This window comes from Hymenobacter sp. J193, from assembly GCF_024700075.1.
Classification (GTDB): Bacteria; Bacteroidota; Bacteroidia; order Cytophagales; family Hymenobacteraceae; genus Hymenobacter.
Window position 1 is genome coordinate 2,749,165 of sequence record NZ_JAJONE010000001.1, and the last position, 17,421, is coordinate 2,766,585.

Annotated in this window: 16 protein-coding genes; 6 read left to right on the plus strand and 10 right to left on the minus strand. The window is 58.8% G+C overall.

What is annotated here, in order from left to right; translation table 11 throughout:
• Positions 1 to 100: 100 nt before the first annotated feature.
• A complete protein-coding gene (locus tag LRS06_RS12050) occupies positions 101 to 319 on the minus strand; it encodes a CsbD family protein (protein WP_196954053.1) in 219 nt (72 codons plus the stop codon).
• A gap of 191 nt (positions 320 to 510) precedes the next feature.
• Between LRS06_RS12050 and LRS06_RS12055 the strand changes: the two genes are divergently transcribed.
• On the plus strand, positions 511 to 2,061 hold the full coding sequence (locus tag LRS06_RS12055; RefSeq protein WP_257871723.1) for a hypothetical protein: 1,551 nt from the start codon (positions 511 to 513) through the stop codon (positions 2,059 to 2,061).
• Positions 2,062 to 2,134: 73 nt separating this feature from the next.
• Here the strand turns inward: LRS06_RS12055 and LRS06_RS12060 are convergent, their stop codons facing one another.
• A complete protein-coding gene (locus LRS06_RS12060) occupies positions 2,135 to 2,428 on the minus strand; it encodes a hypothetical protein (RefSeq protein ID WP_257871724.1) in 294 nt (97 codons plus the stop codon).
• Between the two features lie 254 nt (positions 2,429 to 2,682).
• Here LRS06_RS12060 and LRS06_RS12065 point away from each other — a divergent pair, with 254 nt between their 5' ends.
• The gene (locus tag LRS06_RS12065; RefSeq protein ID WP_257871725.1) at positions 2,683 to 3,084 is read left to right on the plus strand and encodes a hypothetical protein; all 402 of its coding nucleotides are present in this window, start codon (positions 2,683 to 2,685) and stop codon (positions 3,082 to 3,084) included.
• Positions 3,085 to 3,166: 82 nt separating this feature from the next.
• Here the strand turns inward: LRS06_RS12065 and LRS06_RS12070 are convergent, their stop codons facing one another.
• From LRS06_RS12070 to LRS06_RS12085, 4 genes are all read right to left on the minus strand, one after another.
• Positions 3,167 to 3,652 (minus strand): XrtX-associated membrane protein, encoded by a 486-nt coding sequence (locus LRS06_RS12070; RefSeq protein WP_257871726.1) that lies wholly within the window; start codon positions 3,650 to 3,652, stop codon positions 3,167 to 3,169.
• A 15-nt stretch (positions 3,653 to 3,667) separates the two neighbouring features.
• Positions 3,668 to 4,177 carry an exosortase X gene (gene xrtX, locus LRS06_RS12075; protein WP_257871727.1) on the minus strand — a complete coding sequence of 170 codons (510 nt, stop codon included), beginning with the start codon at positions 4,175 to 4,177 and terminating at the stop codon, positions 3,668 to 3,670.
• Between the two features lie 115 nt (positions 4,178 to 4,292).
• Positions 4,293 to 4,502: a PID-CTERM protein-sorting domain-containing protein gene (locus LRS06_RS12080; protein ID WP_257871728.1), complete on the minus strand. Its 210-nt coding sequence runs from the start codon at positions 4,500 to 4,502 to the stop codon at positions 4,293 to 4,295.
• Positions 4,503 to 4,541: 39 nt separating this feature from the next.
• Positions 4,542 to 6,761: a T9SS type A sorting domain-containing protein gene (locus LRS06_RS12085; protein ID WP_257871729.1), complete on the minus strand. Its 2,220-nt coding sequence runs from the start codon at positions 6,759 to 6,761 to the stop codon at positions 4,542 to 4,544.
• 280 nt (positions 6,762 to 7,041) lie between these two features.
• Here LRS06_RS12085 and LRS06_RS12090 point away from each other — a divergent pair, with 280 nt between their 5' ends.
• Both LRS06_RS12090 and LRS06_RS12095 read left to right on the plus strand, forming a co-directional pair.
• Entirely contained in the window at positions 7,042 to 8,001 is a 960-nt protein-coding gene (locus LRS06_RS12090) for a MoxR family ATPase (protein WP_317191358.1), read from the plus strand.
• Between the two features lie 11 nt (positions 8,002 to 8,012).
• Positions 8,013 to 8,159 carry a hypothetical protein gene (locus LRS06_RS12095; protein ID WP_257871730.1) on the plus strand — a complete coding sequence of 49 codons (147 nt, stop codon included), beginning with the start codon at positions 8,013 to 8,015 and terminating at the stop codon, positions 8,157 to 8,159.
• A gap of 111 nt (positions 8,160 to 8,270) precedes the next feature.
• Here the strand turns inward: LRS06_RS12095 and LRS06_RS12100 are convergent, their stop codons facing one another.
• The 4 genes from LRS06_RS12100 to LRS06_RS12115 all read right to left on the minus strand — a co-directional run bounded on the left by LRS06_RS12100 (position 8,271) and on the right by LRS06_RS12115 (position 15,454).
• A complete protein-coding gene (locus tag LRS06_RS12100; RefSeq protein WP_257871731.1) occupies positions 8,271 to 9,539 on the minus strand; it encodes a lipopolysaccharide biosynthesis protein in 1,269 nt (422 codons plus the stop codon).
• 21 nt (positions 9,540 to 9,560) lie between these two features.
• Entirely contained in the window at positions 9,561 to 10,760 is a 1,200-nt protein-coding gene (locus LRS06_RS12105) for a glycosyltransferase (protein ID WP_257871732.1), read from the minus strand.
• Positions 10,761 to 10,951: 191 nt separating this feature from the next.
• On the minus strand, positions 10,952 to 12,559 hold the full coding sequence (locus LRS06_RS12110) for a T9SS type A sorting domain-containing protein (RefSeq protein WP_257871733.1): 1,608 nt from the start codon (positions 12,557 to 12,559) through the stop codon (positions 10,952 to 10,954).
• Between the two features lie 105 nt (positions 12,560 to 12,664).
• A complete protein-coding gene (locus LRS06_RS12115) occupies positions 12,665 to 15,454 on the minus strand; it encodes a TonB-dependent receptor (protein ID WP_257871734.1) in 2,790 nt (929 codons plus the stop codon).
• A gap of 141 nt (positions 15,455 to 15,595) precedes the next feature.
• On the opposite strand from LRS06_RS12115, the gene LRS06_RS12120 reads away from it, so the two are divergent.
• The gene (locus LRS06_RS12120; RefSeq protein ID WP_257871735.1) at positions 15,596 to 16,492 is read left to right on the plus strand and encodes a YicC/YloC family endoribonuclease; all 897 of its coding nucleotides are present in this window, start codon (positions 15,596 to 15,598) and stop codon (positions 16,490 to 16,492) included.
• Positions 16,493 to 16,826: 334 nt separating this feature from the next.
• Entirely contained in the window at positions 16,827 to 17,369 is a 543-nt protein-coding gene (locus LRS06_RS12125; RefSeq protein ID WP_196954039.1) for a hypothetical protein, read from the plus strand.
• The last annotated feature ends 52 nt before the right edge of the window (positions 17,370 to 17,421 follow it).

Genomic DNA, 17,421 nt, shown 5'->3' on the forward strand with positions numbered 1-17,421 from the left:
GATGTAGGAGCTTACGCGAAACGATGATATATGGCCAAAAAGCAGCGCCCCGCTCACCAGGTTGGGGTGGGCGGGGCGCAGTAAGCGTAAGGCAGGCCAGTTAGAACGTGCGGTGGAACCAGCCTTTGATGTCATCAATAGCGTCGCCGGTTTTCTGCTGGAGGCGGCCAAACCACTCATCCTGCTGGCCTTCCTGGTAGTCCAGGTCGTCGTCGGTGAGGTTGCCCCACTTCTGCTTGGCCTGGCCCTTGATTTCGTTCCAGTTGCCGCGGGCACGCAGCTCCGTGCGGTCGTTCAGGTTATTGTTGTTCAGATCCATGAGTGAAAGAAGCGTTAGGTGGGAAAGGTATTGACGAGCTATACGCGGCCTTACTGCGGAGGTTAGCGCCAGGGCCTCAGTGGCTGGTTGCCGTAAAAAATCAATTAAGCTGCAAAAGCACCTCCGGTGCCGGAATGCTCCGCTATTCTCCTTATTATTGAGAATAAAATTATATACAATCCAAGCCGGCAATGGATGATTTACGGACCACGTTAGCCACCTTTTCCGTTGATGAGCGGCGCGAGTTCGACCAGTTCATTCAGCGGCAGCGGCGCAAAGACAAGGGCCGCATGGACCAGCGCCTCTACGAGCTGCTGCTGCTGCCCCAGCCGCTCACCACCGAGCAGATTCTGGCGCGTCTGTACCCGCAGGAACCCAACCCCACGGCCTACTACGCTCTGCGCAAGCGCCTGCTACGTCACCTCACCGAGTACCTGCTGCTTCGCCAGCACCAGCGCGACCCTACGGCGGCGTCCTCGGTGCGTGGCCTGCTCACGCTGGCCCAGTACCTGTTCGAGGCCGGCGTGCCCCGCCTGGCCTGGACTACCCTGCGCAAAGCCGAAAAGCAGGCCCAGCAAAATGAACAGTTTGAACTGCTGAACGCGGTGTACAACCTGCAAATAGCCCAGGCCAGCCGCGAAGCCACCGAAGACCTCGACGACATCATCCGGCGGCGCCACCTCAACAAGAAGCTAGCCGACGAAGAGGAGCGGGCCGGTATTGCCGACAGCATCATCAGGCACCGGCTGCGGCAGGCCCGCGTCAAAGGCCGCGCCGCCGAGTCGTTTGACGGGATTCTGCAGGAAGTGCTGCGCGAATACGAGCTGCAGGAGGCGTTTGCTCGCCGCCCGGCGGTGCTTTACCGGCTCATGTCCATTGCCCGCAACGCCATGCTCGTGCGCCGTGACTTCAGCTCCTTCACGCCCTTTGTGATGCGCTGCTACCACCTCATGGAAAAGCGCCACGGCTTTGCCCCGGCTCACCGCTACTACCAACTGGGGCTGCTGTACATGATTGCGCACGGTCTCTACCGCACGCGCCGCTTTGCAGAGGCGGCCGGGTATTTGGCGCAGATGCACACTTTGCTGGCAGCCGGGGGGCGCAGCTACGCCACTGAGTGGCTGCCCCGCTGTGCGTTTCTACAGGCTGCCATTTACGCCTTTATGCACCGCAACAACGAAAGCATTGCGCTGCTGAACAAGCTGTTATCCGAAACCTCGCTTACCCACCGCGACGAGCTGACGGCGCGCCTGGGCCTGAGCTTCCACTACTTTGCCGAAGGGCTTTTTCAGAAAGCCAACCAGGTGCTGCTCACTATCGGGCAAACGGACCACTGGTGCGAGCAGGAAATGGGCCTGGAGTGGCTGCTCAACAAGAATATGGGCGAAATGCTCATCCAGCTGGAGCTCGGCCACCACGACCTGGCTCTAAACCGGCTGCGCTCCATCGAGCGGCTGCTGCACGAGCGGTTTGCGGGCCAGCCGCACCCGTACGCCTACGTAGCCAGCTACCTGCAGCTGGTGCGCAGTATCCTCCTCGACCCCGATGTGGCCCGGCAGCCCGCCTTTGCCGCGCGCGTGGAAGCCCTGCCCACGTTCCTGCCGTTGTTGCGCGAAGATCTACAGGCCCTGAGCTACTACGGCTGGCTGCGCGCCCGCATGACGGGCCGCCCCTACTACTCAGTACTGCTGGAACTGGTGTGCCCTGCGCCCGCCGATACGCTGGCTACTCCAGAAGCTTAGAAACGCAAAAAAAAGCCCCCTAGCTTGCGTCAGGGGGCTTTTGTGTAGCTGTTGACGCCGGAGCGCCGGGCAATTAATGAGCAGCTTCTTCTTTAGCAGCGGCGGCAGCTTCTTTCGTTTCCGTAGCGGCGTTGTCTGCGGCGGCTTCGGTAGCGTTGGCAGCGTTAGAGGCAGCAGCTTCAGTAGCCTGGCCGGCACCTTCCACGGCGTCGTCGGTAACTACGGCAGCGGTGTCAGCGGCGGCTTCGGTAGTAGCGGCGGCGTTGTCGGCAGCGGCTTCAGCGTTGTTTTGCTCGGCTTGGGAGCAGGCAGTCATCGAAGCGGCGAAAGCAACGGCAACCAGGGTAGATTTCAGGGAGAATTTCATGGCAATTTGGAATGGCTGGTGAAAGATTCAGCCTTAATAAAGGCAGGCCGGAAAAGGTAACCCGCCGGGCTGCCTGCCCTTGGCCGAAGAATTGAAATCACAGCTTCCGCGACCTAAGGGGCCTTTGTCCGGTTTACTGACAGATATAAGCGGTTAAGTGCCCAGCTACCCGAGCGGGCCAGAATGCATGGTCAACCTTTCCGCCACAGCCTAGGTATATGCCTGTAACTTCTGACCTTTCTTTTCTGATCTATATGGATTCCATCACGCCCACTCCCCAGTCCGTTCCTACGCCTACCATTCCGCTGGAAGTTAGCGACAAGCAGAACTCGGCTTTGGTTGAAGATACCTTAGCGCTGCTGAATGACGGTGTACCCAGCGCCGACAACAAGCGGGGCCTTTCCGAAATAGCCCGCTGGGAAGAGGTGCTGCTAGCCAGTGAGCGGCCGGGCCTGGCTAAGATCAAGCAGGAAATTGTGTTGTTGCGCGAACAGCTCAGCAACTCGGAAACCGACTCACACAGCATTGCCGAAACGCTGGCCAGCCTGGGTGCCGAAACCATCAAAGTGGCCGAAGAAGCCGCCAACGGCTATACTGCCCCCCTGACGCACCTGGGCAAAATTCTAATCAAGCTCGGCTCCTCCCTGTCGCGCTAGTGCTTACGGTCGGTAGCTGCTCGTTCAAGCGGGCGGGCAGCTGCCGGCTACGGGCAGAAACAAAGCTTTTCGTTGCTTTTGCTTATTTGGCTGCGGTAGCTGGAGCCGCAGCGGGATAATACCAATATACCAAAGGGACAAGTGCCATGATTGGTAGAGGAGAAACGATAAAATCAATCAGGTTACGACCCAGCTGATAAAGGCCCAATGCGCCGGGCAGGAGCTTAGCCAGGACTAGTAGTACCAGGCAGGCACCAAAGCTCCCCGCGTAAGCTGCCAGAATGAAGCGGAAGCGCAGTGAGGTAACAACGAGCAGTCTAAGCAGCAACAGGCATAGGCAGATATACAGCAAGGTGTAAAAACCAACAACCGGTACAGGGAGGCGGGTAATGGCCGGATCGGCAGACCCGGTTAAGGCAGTTGGCAGGTTGGTGCTGTAGCGGTGCCATACAACATTGAGCTGACCAAGGATATCCTTCTCATAAGCACCCAGGCAAAACAGGAAACCTGCTAAAACCAGCAAGCTAGAAATCCATAGCAAGCGGGCAGGAAGTGAACGGGTAGGCATAACTGACACCAAGGCTTAGGCAGCTGGCTGAGCGAAACGCCTAACCCACAGGGCCCACAGCAGCAGAATAAAGGCGTATACTATGAATGTGAAGGTGTAGTGATGATTGAAATCAACTGACCCACGAGCGTAGACGTGGTTTAAAGCCAGGGCCGCTACACGTAGAATATTGATAAGGTAAATGGCCGCTATACCAATAGGAATAAACCAGAGCTTTGATTTGGCCGGGCCGGGAAAAGCGAGGATGAAGCCCGTGAACAACGCATAGAGCACCAGTCCGTTGCAAGGCGGCCACACGGCTACTACCTGCTGGCCGGCAATAGTTACGATGTGCTGGCTGGCAGTGCCGGCGTCGAAGCCAACGAGCCGCAATGCGAAGGCGCTACCCGCGGCAATGTTGTTGGATAATTCTGTGTCCAGCCGGTGGTCCGGGCCCAGCCAGTTTTCATATACACCAAGCCACAGGAAATAGATACCTAGGCTGAGTAGTCCAAAACGAAGCAACTGACGCTTGCGGGTATCCATAGACATGGGTATTTAGGCGGCTGCAGGCCAAGTAAGCCTGAAAACGTACCCTAAAAATAACTAAAAATCCCCGGCTTACGAGGCCGGGGATTTTGCTGGTAAATCGTGGAGGCGCTTACTTGGCCGTTTTGCGGCGGCGTAGCTGCCGCACGCCTAGGCCTACGCCGGCAGCCAGCAGGAGGGAGGCCCCGCCATCAATGGGTACGGCCGTAGGATCGTCGGGCATGGGGCCGCCTTCTGGGGGCTCGTCGCTTTGTGCATGGGCTACGCTGGCCATTATCAACAAACTGCCCATCAATAGCAGCTTCAGCAGTACGTTTTTCATAGGGCAAAGGAAATGATTCATACGGTAAGGGAAGACAGCCTATTCCAGAACTACCCGCTTGGTAAGCAGCGTAGTGCCGATTTCCAGCTGCAGGGAGTAGACTCCGCGGGCCAGACTGCGCACGTCAAAGGAGCCCTGGGCACCCTGGCTGGTCATGGGCAGGCTGCGGGTTTGCACGCACTGGCCTAGCTGGTTGTAGAGGCGGGCCTTAACAATTTTGCCCCCGGTTACTACCGGAATCTGCAGCTCAAACGCGGTGCGGGCTGGGTTGGGATACAAGGCTACCTGCGCCGATTTCACGGCGTCGCGGTTGCCGGTTACGCTGCTGGCTCCGAAAACAAGATTAAAGCGGTGCCCGGAAAAGGCTTTGTCCAGCGTGAAGGTGTACTCCGGCTGCTGGCGTAGGTCAGTGGTTTTGCCGGTTACATTATCGACCAACGACACGGGCTGAGCACCGGCGAAGTTCAGGATTTTCTCGGCGCGCAGGGTATAAGTGCCGGCGCCGGCGGCTACACCTACCGGAATGCTCACGGCCAGGCCCGCCAAAGGTGCCTGTCCGTTCACGGCCAGTTCCTTAGCGCCTACCATCGTGAAGAGCGAAGCCGCGCCTACGTTGCGCAGCTTGGGCGCATCGTAGTTGTTCTCCACGGCAGCAGTGGCTTTCGCCTGGAAGTACACGTACGTGGGGTCGGCGAGGCCGCTGGCGGTTTTCAGTTCCAGCTGCACGTAGGGCTGCGTGGGACTGGTGATGCGCTTGGCCGTTGTGCGCTGGGTGAGCTTGGGCAGGCTGGCTTGGAGTTCGGTGGGTTCGAAATTAAAAGCTCCGCGTATTTCGTTGGTGAAGGTAAGCTCTACAGAGCTGTTGTCATTAAAAAGCCGGGTGAAAAAGCCCTGGCCCGGGGCAATCATAGGGTCACCAAAAGATGTTCCGTCTCCATTGTTAAAGTATGTCCGGTACGTGCCGCCATACTGGCTGGTGGGCGAGTAGATGTAAGCCGAGCGTTCCATGCCGCCAGGAATAACGCCTAACTGATCAGCCGCATACCAGTCGATGGAGGACGGGTAGGGGTTGCCGAGCAGGTTCCATCCGCTATCTTCTTCGTCGCCGCGCGTGAGGGTAAGCGGCCCTACGGGGCCATTGTTTACTGCGCCGGCAAACTTGAGCGTCTGGCCTCGGCGGATGTTGACGGAATAGCCGCGTCCTTCCTCCATGCTTGATTCAGTGGGCGAAAACCAGCCGCGGGAAAACGTCTGCCCGTACGATTCGTTGGCCGTAGCCAGCCGGCGTTCATCGTAGCCAAATACGTTGGGGAACTCTTCAAGGGCGCCGGGCTTCTCTGCGGAGTTATAAGCAGAGTTGAGAATTGCCTTGAAGTTGCCACCACTTTCCAGCGCTTTGAATGGCGCATCCTGAACGGGAGAAGACAGGTGATGATACCCGATAGGCGTAGCGGCGTCAATGTATTTCTGCGCTACTACTGTACTGCCGATGACTTCGCCCTCAAAGTCTGCAAAAAAATTGACAGGGAGTATCTCGGCTGTGACATCCTTGGTCGAGAGCAGCGTAAGCTGGTGCTCATTCAGGTATAAATCAGCTGAGGCCATCACTACCCCCGTGCTGACTTTCACATCCTTGCTAAGTAAGATTGCGAAAGGAGAATCGGCTGGCTTTTGCTGACGAGCCGAGATGCTGCTGATATCGGGTCCGATTAGTAAGAGGGCTACTTCTGCTGGCAAGCCAGTTCCCGTCACGGGAGGAGTTTCGAGTATAAAAAATGGAGGTACCAGATAAGCATAGGCAGCCTTGGAACTGAATGAGCGGGCCGTCGTTTGAATAATACCGGTGTTTTGGCCGGTTGCGGCAATGCCTTCGGCGCTTCTGATAATCAGAGTGGCCTCATCTTCCAGCACGAAGGCGCCCGGCCCCTTCACTACTCCTCCTTGGAAGCCCGCGCAGTTCAGCGTACCGCCGGTTTCAACGGTCATAGTGCCCGTAATAGTGACTTCCCCGTAAATCTCCAGCGTAGCGCCTGCCTTAATGGTTAAGTTATGGTAAGTGTCATTCGTCAGAATCTGCTCGTCGCCCGTGACGACGCGGTCTACTTCGGCAGCAACCACCGGTTTGCTGGCCGGCGCGGCAAGCGGTGCCGCCAGGGCCGGTGACGTGCCCAGCGTGGCTGCCAGGCCCAGGCCCAGCAAGGCCCGCCACGCGTGGCGGGAGAGGCCAGAAGATGAATGTGTGAGTAGGGTTTTTTTCATAGGAAAAAGAAGAATAAAAGAGAAAAGCGCTTACAGGCAGCTAATAAAAGGCATGTAAGATATATAACCAACAGTGGATAGCCAACATATAATTGTGATAGGGCTTTTTGTAAGTAAAAGAAGAGTTTTGGTACGTGAACCGGCAGAGGCCGCACATAAACAGAAGTATAGGGGCCGACTATGACCGGCAACTCCGCTTACTCTGCTATCTTGGCCCGGCTGCCTGGCCGGGTCAGCCGTGGCCAATTGGGTACCTTCGCTTTTCTCTTGACTGCATTCCGTGGAAAACTACCGCGACAAAATCCGCCAGGTATTTACTGAAGTTGGCAAAGTGGTGGTGGGCCAGCACTACATGGTCAACCGGCTGCTGATTGGCCTGTTTACGGGCGGGCACATCCTGCTGGAAGGGGTGCCGGGCCTAGCCAAAACCCTTACCATCAGTACCCTGTCCCGGGTAATGCACCTGCCGTTTCAGCGCGTGCAGTTCACCCCCGATCTGCTGCCCTCCGACCTCATCGGCACCATGATCTACAACCAGAGCCAGTCGATATTTGAGGTGAAGAAGGGGCCGATTTTCGCCAACCTCGTGCTGGCCGACGAAATCAACCGCTCCCCGGCCAAGGTGCAGAGTGCCCTGCTCGAAGCCATGCAGGAGCGGCAGGTTACCATCGGCGAAACCACGTACCCGCTGGATCTGCCGTTTCTGGTGCTGGCCACCCAAAACCCCGTGGAGCAGGAAGGCACTTACCCGCTGCCCGAGGCCCAGGTAGACCGCTTCATGATGAAGGTGTTCGTAGATTACCTCAAGAAGGCCGATGAGTTGGAAGTGATGCGCCGCATGGCCAACCTCAGCTACGTGGATGAAGTCAACCCCGTGCTCACCAAAGAAGACATCTTTGCCATCCGCAGCCAGATCAATCAGGTGCAGATTTCCGAAACCCTGGAGAAGTACATCATCGAGCTGGTTTTTGCCACCCGCAAGCCGGCTGAGTACGATCTGCCGGACTTTCAGCAGTATGTACAGTTTGGGGTAAGCCCGCGCGCCAGCATTGCCCTGCACCGGGCCGCCAAAGCCGTGGCGTTTCTGGATGAGCGTGACTACGTACTGCCCGAAGACATCAAGGAAGTGGCGGCCGATGTGCTCAACCACCGCATCCTGCTCAACTATGAAGCCGAGGCCGACGGCATCCGCACCCAGGATCTGATTGAGGCCATCCTGCGCAAAGTGCCCATCAGCTAATCCGTTCTGCTTTGTCCCGACTCACCAAGACTCTGCGCGCCCTGGGCCGGGTGGCGCGTAACCCGTGGCTGCTCAACCACGTGCTCATTGCCGATGAAAGCGCCTGGCAGCGGCGGGCACTGGCGCATAGTCCCCAACGAGGCATTCTGACCAGCTAAAGCAGGTTGGCAACACGCGGTGCGCAGTGTGTCTACCGGACGCCACGCCTACCCAAGCGCTCAATCCCCTGGCCGACTCCCGTATTTTGAAGTGGCAGTGAAGACAGCAGGCTAGCGCCAGCGCTGCCGCAACAGCCGCCACCCGTGCGCCACGTCATCAGGGCGTAGCAGGAAGGCCCTGAAGCCGCTGCCAGTAGCCCGTTGGAAGTGCCACAGCAAAAAGGAGGTGGAAGCCACGTAGGAGCAGGTAGAAGCCAGCGCCGCCCCCCGGATGCCCAGCTTCGGAATAAGCAGAGCGCAGGCAATCAGCGTGACGGCCAAGCCCAGCGTGGCGGCAGTATTGTTGATGCGGTAGCGGGCCAGGGCCGCGAAATAGCTGCTCACCAGCAGCTGAACAGCCATAACCACCACGCCGGGAGCCAGCAGCAGCATAACCGGGCGCGCGGCCCCAAACTCAGCCCCGAACACCCGGCTCAGCAGTTCCGCCGGCAGCCCGATTAGCGCCAGTACGGCCGCCAGCGTGCCGGCTATGGTGAGGCGCGCCACGCGTAAAGCAGCGGTGGGAAGCGGACCGGTACCGGCCGTGTGTACCATGTCTACATACTGCACCAGGGCGGTGCTGCGCGGAATCAACCAGAGGGCCTCCATCAGCGCCACGCCTACCGATAGGATACCCACCGCTCGGGCATCGGCATAGTAGGCTACGAAATAGTAGCTGAGGCGGTAATTGGCAAAGGCCAGGATATTGGAGAAGTGCGCCCCCCGGCTGTGGCGGGCCAGTTCGCGGGTGGTAGCCCGCAGCCGCAGGTCCAGCCGCAGTTGGTCGGGTAGCCTCAGCAGTAGCCTGAAGCTCAGCAGCAGAGGCAACCCAAACGCTACATAGGAAGCATAATAATAAGTACTCACTGCCTGCCACCGCACAGCCAGCCCGAAGGCCAGCAGCAAGCCGCCCGCCAGCAATGCCACCTGCGCCGCCGTGAGCAGGTTGTAGCTGCCTTCGCGGCGCCGGCCCAGCAGCAGCGCGCAGTTGATGGAAAAAAATGCCTGCACCAAGCTCAGGCTGCCCAGATGCAGCAGGTAAGCAAATGCAGGCTGGCGAAGCAGCCCGACTACTGCTGTGCCGGCCGCGCACACCACCACGGCCCAGCCGTAGGCCGGCAGCAGAAGGTGCCACAGGTTGCGGCGCGGCGCCAGGTAAATCAGCGAAGAGCCACCCAAGAGCCCGATGAACAAGAGCAGGGCCGCGCAATCCGTAACAAACAAGCTCACGGCCCCACGTCCCGCTGCACCCAGGTAACGCGCCGTCAGCCAGACCACGCCAAAACTCAGCAGAGCCGTACTTAGTCGGGCAGCAAAATTGTACGCGACGCGACGGAGCATATAGCGAGGAAAAATGTAAAGCTACGCCTGCGCCAGCAGCTGCCGGTACACCCGCCAGAAAGCAGCCCCCACCGCCGGATAGCTGAACCTACTAACGGCCCGGGCCCGCATAGCACTGGCATCGAAGCGGCCAGCCGGAGCTTGTAGGGCTGTGAGTAAGGCTTCAGCCAGGGCTGCCTCGTCGCCGGCCGGTACCAGCAGGCCGCAGGAGCCGTCTTCAGGCACCATTTCGGGCACGCCATTCACGCGGGTAGCCACCACCGGCAGGCCGCTGGCCTGAGCCTCAAGCAGTACGCAGGGCAGGTTTTCGTAATTGGAAAACAGCACGAACACCTGGGCAAGCTGCATTTCGGCCGCTACCTGCGCGGGCGTGAGCTTGCCCAGGAACTCCACCGTGCCGTCGGTCAGCAAGCCCAGGTCGGTGGCCAATTGGTGCATCTGGGCCTCAGCCAGCCCGTACCCCGCAATGCGCAGATGCAGGCGCAACTCGGGCTTCTGGCTGCGCAGGCGGGCTATTGTGCGCAAAGTGCCACTCAGGTTTTTGGCCTGCTCGTTGAAGGCGGCTACGTTCAGCAGACCCCGGCGGGGCCCGGACTCAGCCGGCAGGTGAAACAGCTCCGTATCTACCACATTCGGGATGATGACGGTATGCGGGTTCACGCCGCCCAGGCGTGCCAGGGCCCGGCGCAAGTCATCCGAAACGGGCGTGTAGGCATCGGCCTGCTTTACCAGCCACCCCGCTAGCCACCCCCGGAACCAGCTCCGGCGCTCATCATTGGCGGGCAGAAAGATGGTCCAGTTTTCCGTGATAAGGTACGGAATCCGGTGGCGCCACTTCAGCCAAAGAGCCAGAACGCCCGGGCGCAGCAGAATGTGGGCATGCGTAATATCGGGGCGGGAGCCGCCCCAGTGCTGCCGCACGGCACCAAGGCCCCGGCGCATGCATTCCAGCCAAAGCAGCAGCTTCAGTAGCTTATCCAACGGCTTCAGGCCTGTAATCCGGGCGCGGTAATAATAGCGCCAGGTAGGCACCAGCCCCGTCGGGTCGTGTTCGGCCTCAATCAAGGCAGGCAAGGGGTGGCGGGCTACGGCGGCAAATACCACGGCGGTTTGGGCCGTGGGCTCGGCCTGGGCAATAGCCGCAATGTGCCGGGCTACAAAGTCGCCATCCTGATCATCGTAGCGGTTGGGGTACCACTTGGGCAGGTGCAGGATGCGCATCAATCAATAGGCGGTTAGGAAGCGAAGCAGAAACAAAAGTAGCGCTAGGAGCGGAGTTGGCCCATCTGCGCTATGTAAAGGTGCCCGTTGGCCCGCAGCCGCGCATCATCACCCGGCCACCGTAAGCACAAAAAGGGCGGACACGTTCGGTGTCCGCCCCCAGATTCAGGCTGTGCTATGCGTGCAGGTACCTATTGTGTCACCACGAAGCGTACGGCCTGGGTGGTTTCTTCGGTAACTACTGTGGCTACATATACGCCGGCTTTCAGGCTGGGCAGGCGCAGCTCGTGCGCACCAGCAGCCAGTTTCGTGGGCTGGCTCAGTTGGGCAACCTCGCGGCCGGTCACGTCCAGCACGCGCACGGCGGCCGTCGCCCCACGCCGCAGCACGAAAGCCACAGAGGCCTGGCCGGCGGCCGGGTTGGGGTACACGCTCAGGCCGGCCAGCTGGTCGGATTTCTTACGGCTGGCGGTGGTGATGCCGCTGGCATAGTCGGTGTTCTGCGGGTCGAAGTTGGTCCAGCCAGCCGTCCAGTCTTCGGCGCCGAAGGCGCCCCGGAACGCTACTTTATCGAAAAACTCCCCACTGATTTTAGCGTCGGTGAAGTCGGCGCCGGCCTGCAGGCTGGAGGCGGCCAGCGGCATAAACTTAGGCGCCGTGAGGCTGAAGTTGTCGGCGTTCAAACTCAGCGCGTCGGTGGTGGTCAGCTGGTTGTTGCGCGTGGCGGCGTTGAAGAAGCCGGCTACGTCGTAGGAACTGCCCGAGGCAGCGGCGAAGTTCGTTTTGGCGCTGGCCAGCACGGTGTTCTTGATTTGCAGCTCCCCGCTCGTGGCGTTGGCTTCCGAGGGCGTACCATCCAGCAGCAAGCCGGTGGGCCAGCCCGTGAAGACCGAGTTGAAGACCGACAGCGCCGAGTTGCGCCGGATGTGCATAGCGCGCTTGTAGTCCGAGTTCAGGTTGGTAGAAGCGGGCAGGAAGCTGCTCACGTTCGAGAAAACCGCGCTGGTTTTGGGCGAGTTGGCCGAGCCGTTCTTGTCGTTGTCCGACTCAAAGCTATTGGAGCCCGAAATGTCGGCCACTTCCGGGTCGCGCAGGGCCACGGCGTACTGCACCTTGCCCGAAAAGCCGTTGTCGGAGTCGAAGTCATCATCCAGCCCGCGGAAGGCCACCAGGTGCTTGGCATTCACGCTGCCCCCAAACCACTCAAAGGAGTCGTCGCCGGAATAGGATATCTGTACGTGGTCGATAATGGTGCCGGAGCCCACGCCGCCCAGCGTCAGACCGTTGATTTCGTTGTCGGGCTGGAAAGCCACGCCGGGGAATTCGATGCGCACGTAGCGCAGGATACCGGAGTTGTCGTTGGCTACGGTGCCGCCGAACACGCCGTTCACGCCGCCCTCAATCACGGCCGTGGTGCCGCTGATGTTCTGGGGGGCGCGGCCCAGCAGAATCACGCCGCCCCAGTCGCCGCGGGCGCGCTTGCCTTTGTCCGAGTTCGAAGTGAATACAATGGGCTGGCTGGCCGTGCCGTCGGCCATGAGCTTACCGCCCTGTTCCACAATCAGCGTGCCCTGGGTGTCTTTCTTGCCTTTAATAACAGTGCCGGGCTCAATGGTGAGCGTGGCGCCGTCGGCCACCCGCACGAAGCCGTCGAGCAGGTACACGTTCTTGTTGGACCAGGTGGTGTTGGCCGTAATCTTGTCCTTAACCGTTACCACGGGTGCCTGTGCCTGCGCCCGTTGAGCGGAGGAACTGAGCAGCGCGGCGAGCAGGAAAGCAGGAAGTACAAACTTTTTCATAGTCAGAAAGACGTGGTTGAAATGACGCTGCGAAGTACTCATGAAAAAACGCCTCCCGGGCTACGGAAGGCGTTATCCTTTCTTTAGGCGAATGTTACCTTATTGTTAGAAGCGGTACACCAGCCCGAGGGTGCTGTACTGGCCCCGGCGGTAGCGGGCAAAGTCCCGGTCGGCGCTGGTAATCTTGGCGTCGAAGTCCACGTCCTGCACCTGGCGCACGGCCTGGTTGAATACGTCCTGAATACCGCCCTTGATTTCCAGGCGCTGCCCAATGCTCTTGGTCACGGCAATGTCCAGCACGTTGCGCGGCATTTCGTAGATGGTGAAGATGTCGCGGTTGCCTACCAAGAAGATGCGCTTACCCACCACGTTGTACTGCACGTTCAGCTGCAGGCCGCGGTCGGTATCCTGGTAGAAAAGGCCCGCATTCACCACATATGGCGACTGGCCCTGCAGCGGGCGGCGCGCAATCTGCGAGGAGTCACTGCTCAGATCCACCCGGCTCCGAATCACGGAGGCGTTCAGCAGCACCGAGAAGCGGTTCCAGATGTCGGCCCCGCCCAGGCCGGCCAACGACTTGCGCAGCTCAATCTCTGCGCCGTAGTCGTAAGCCGCGTCGGCGTTGGCAGGCTTGATGTTGGGCAAAGAGCCGCTGGCGGGCTGCTGCGTTTGCTCAATGGCATCGTTGAAGTACTTGTAGAACACACCGCCCGACAGCATTTCCGTGGGGCTGGGGTAGAACTCGTAGCGCAGGTCGGCGTTGTAGATGGTAGCCGTTTTCAGCTGCGGGTTGCCGATAATCAGGGCCGTGTTGTTGAAGTCATAGTAAGGATACAGGGCCTGCTCCCGGAACTCGGGGCGGTTCACCGTCACGCTGGCGGCGGCCCGCAGCAGGCTACGCAACGTAAAGTTGTAGGTGGAGTTGAACGAGGGCATCACAATAGTGCGCTTCTCGCGGGTATTTACCGGCTCATCGCCCAGCGTGGCCGTGTTCACCTGCCGGTCATTATACTCGATGCGCACCCCACCTGAGAGGTTCACTTTGTCGCTGATGGGCGCCGTGGTACCCACATAGCCGGCAATGAGGGTGTTGTCGGCCGTGTAGTTGCGGCTGGGGTTGCGCACCTCGTCCAGCTGCAGCTTCTCCGGCCCGAAGTTCTCCGGCGCGAATACCTGGTCAATCGGCCGTGTCAGAATGCTATTGTCGAAGCCGTTTTCGGTGCCGCGCACGAAGCCCAGCAGGCGGGCGTTGAAGTCCCGGCTTTTGCGCTCGGTGTAAAAGCCGGCCCGCAGCTTGTAGGCACTGGCGCGAGTAGTGTCGCGGCCCGTGAGGCGGCGCTCCACTTGTCCGCTTAGCATATAGGTATTCTCCCGGAGGTCGGAGTAGAAGCGGCTGGTTTCTACCAGTTCCCGGCCAATGGTTACGCGGAATGGGTCATCGGTGCCCAGCTCGCGCTGGGTGCGGGCCCGGCGGAAGTCGGGCTCGTTGCGGTTCACGTAGTTGTAGCCGCCGGTCCAGCTCACGGTGGTGTTTTCGCGGCCACCGAGCGTGTGAGTACCCTGCAGCTGGCCCGAGTAGATGCTGCGGCTGGTGTAGTGGAAGGCATAGTCGCGTCGGTCGTAGCCATCGGCTTCGTTTACGCCGGTACGTAGCACCGTCTGGTCGGCCCCAATCTGGTTGAACAGGTTGCGGAACTCCACTTTGTGGCGCGGATTCAGCCGCACTGCCCAGTTGTGCACGATGCCCAGGCGCACGCCGGCCGTGCTCTGTTGGTCTTCATAGCCAAACTGCTGCTGAATAGTGCCGCCCGACGGCTGGTTGTAGCGCGCCCGGCTCACGGTGTACTGCTCCAGCGTGTTAGAGTAAGAAAGGGACGTAACATTCGTCAGGTCGGCACTGCCCAGCGTCAGGCGGCGCGTAAGGCCTAGCGAAGCGCGCAGATCCGGCCGCGCCGTCACGTTGCGCATACCCCAGTCGTTGCGCAGGGAGCGGCCTGTGGCGGCCAGCTGCTCCGGCGTGGCATTGTCCGATGATACCGTGCCGGGCGTGCCGCTGGGCAGCGTGCGTTGCGAGTTGTCGAAGCCCAGCCAGTCGGTAGGGGAGTTGTTGGCGCGCTGGAAGGCGTTGAAGGTGGTGCCGGCGCGGTAGGAGCTGGAAAAGGAAAACGTAGTGCTGTTCTCGATGGCGGAGTTCTTGGTGTACACCTTTACTACGCCGCCGCCCATTTCGCCGGGCAGTTCCGGTGCCCCCGACTTAAACACCAGGATCCGGTCGATAACCGAGCTGGGCAGCACATCAAAGGAAAACGAGCGGGTATCGGTTTCGGCCGAAGGCGTGAGGGCGTCGTTCAGCAACACCGTGTTGTAGCGCTCCGACAGCCCCCGGATTACTACGAAGGTGTTGTTCTGAATCGTCACGCCCGGAATGCGCTTTACTACTTCGGCGGCGTCGCGGTCCAGGGATTTTACAATCTGGTCGTTCGACATGCCGCTCACGACCACCTCACTTTTGCGCAGGTCCTGAATCAGCGCCACCTCAGTGCCGGTCTGCTTCTGGCCGGTCACCGTCACGCCTTGCAGCGTTGTAGTATTTTCCTCCAGCGTGGCATTTAGGGTGGTAATGGCGTCGGCGCGCACCGCAATACCGGGGAAGGTTTGGGGCTTGTAGCCGATGTTGGTAATGGTGATGCTGTAGGTTCCCGGTTCCAGCTTCAGGGTGTAGTGGCCGTCTACCTCCACGGGAGCGGCCTGAATGGTGCCTGTTACCAGCACCGTGGCGCCAATGACGGCCTCGCCGGTTTTTTTGTCTTTCACGTTGCCGCTGAGCGTACCTTGCTGGGCCAGGGCCCAGGTGCTTGTCAACAGCATAAGCAGCACTAGGAAAGAACGTTGCATAGCCAGATGGGTTGTTTTGTGCCGCAAAAGTACCCGGCCGCTATTATGCCAGCATGACGGCAATATTATGCTTATGTTACGCCCCGATGGCACCCGCTAAAAGCGTAGTTTTGCCTCTCAAACCTCCCTATTCTTTTCTCTATGCTGTATTCCATGACCGGCTTCGGCAGCGCCCAGCGCGACACCGAACGGTACTCTGCCTCGGTCGAAATAAAGTCCCTTAACTCGAAAACCCTGGACCTGAGCCTGCGGCTGCCGCGCTTTCTGCAGGACCGGGAGCTGGAAATCCGCAACCTTGTGGCCAAGCAGCTGGTGCGGGGCAAAGTCAACCTCAACTTTGAGTTCTCGCGCCCGCGTGCAACGGGTGCCCAGGGTTCTATCGTCAATAAAGACGCGCTGCGCACTGCCTGGCAGGAGCTTTCGGAAATCAACCAGGAATTAGGGCTTTCAACCGAGCAGCTTATTGCCCTGGCCCATGCCCTGCCCGGTTCCCTGCGCATTCCCACCGATGCATCAGCCGCTACCGAGGAGGAAGAGGATGTGCCTTGGGAGGAACTGCTGCCCTTGCTACAGGAAGCCCTTGACCGCGCCAACCAGTTCCGCCGTGACGAGGGTCAGACGCTGACTACAGAAATTTTAGGCTACATCGACAAAATCCGCATTCTGCTGGCCGACGTAGAAAAGCACGACCCTACCCGTATTGAGCAGGTGCGGCTGCGGCTCCAGAGCCATATGGCTGAAGTAACCGGCAGTGAGCATTTCAACCCCACTCGCTTTGAGCAGGAGATTCTGTATTATATAGAGAAGCTGGATATCGCCGAGGAAAAAGTGCGGTTGGTCAGCCATTTGCACTATTTCAACGAAACGGTGTTTTTGCCGGAGCCTGTAGGCAAGAAATTAGCGTTCATATCTCAGGAAATGGGTCGCGAAATAAACACCATCGGCTCCAAGGCCAATGATCCAACGATTCAGCACTTAGTCGTTGAAATGAAGGAAGAACTGGAAAAAATAAAGGAGCAGATCAACAATATTTTGTAGGCCTTTAGCTGAAAATCAGCACCTGTGGCGGCTATATACGTTGGATTTAATCCAGTAATAATTAGAATAGAAGGTGCTGAATATTTTTAGAACTTTTTGATGTCATGTCTCGTCTAAACCATTAACTTTGCAACGGTTAAGCGAAATAGTCTTTTTCCTTATGAGCTTGCCAGCCTCCTTTTGGCTTATCACTGTTCCGGCATAATGATATTTTTCTGTCAGAATACTTGGAACATCGGATTTTGTTCTTAACTTGAGATATCCGAAGGCGCCTCCAAGGCGTACGTCGGAATCTGGATTCCTTTTGATTACTCACTTTTTTCAGCCTACGACCATGAAAAAAGCTTTACTTCTTCCTGTTTTGAGCCTGATGCTGCTGCTGATGGCTGCCCGCCCCGCTGCTGAGGTAGAACTCATCAAAAAGCGCGTGTTGAGCGAGCGTGTTGAAATTCTTATCCCCAAAGGCTTTGAGGTGATGAGTGAACAGCAGATGGACTTCCTCTACGCCAAAGCGCAGAGCCGTCCCAGCCTGATCTACACCAATAACAAGCAGGCCAGCATCTCCTTCACCTACACCGACAACACCGCGGATCAGGACATGATCCAGATGTACTCGGACAACTTCATCAAAACCTACACCAAGCAGTTTCCCAATGCCCGCTGGTTTGGCAAAGGCATGAAGGAAATCAGCGGCCGTCAGGTTGGTTACCTGGAGCTGATGAAGCCCGAACTCGGTCACGAAGTATACAACCTGATTTTCTTCACCGACGTGGAAGGCAAACTGCTGATGTGCACCTTCACCTGCGCCGACCGTCAGAAGCCGGAGTGGGAAATGGTGGCTAAGCAGATTATGAACTCCTTCAAGTCGAACGGCTAATCTTAGCCTTTCGCCTCTAGGTCGTCAGAATACAGCAATTCCGGAACAGATC